This is a genomic window from Aeromonas sp. sif2416 (assembly GCF_019218665.1).
GTDB lineage: Bacteria > Pseudomonadota > Gammaproteobacteria > Enterobacterales > Aeromonadaceae > Aeromonas > Aeromonas encheleia.
In genome coordinates this window covers 1-260 of the sequence record NZ_JAHUXC010000052.1, presented here as the reverse complement: position 1 = coordinate 260, position 260 = coordinate 1, and the positions used below count along the sequence as shown (strand labels likewise).

1 protein-coding gene is annotated in these 260 nt (G+C 66.5%); it reads right to left on the bottom strand.

The window, feature by feature from the left end; genetic code table 11:
- A partial coding sequence (locus KW821_RS21495) for a VCBS domain-containing protein (RefSeq protein WP_218292870.1) occupies positions 1-260 on the bottom strand: 260 nt, incomplete at both ends.

Sequence of the window (260 nt, the reverse complement as noted above, 5' to 3'; positions counted from 1 at the left end):
CTTGCCATCCGCGGCAATGGTCAGGCTGCCCAGGGCATTGGCACTCGGCGCGCCCAGGCCCGGTTTGAACTCGGCCTCGTCCACCCCGTCCACGTCGGTCAGGGTCAGGCTGCCGGTCTCGGTCAGGGTCGGTTTGCTCTCATCTTCCAGCACCGCGCCGTGGTCGGCACCGCTGATCACGGCCGCATCGTTCACGCCGGTGATGGTGATGGTCACGGTGTGGCTGGTGCCATCCAGGCTCTGTACGGTGAAGGTCTCGA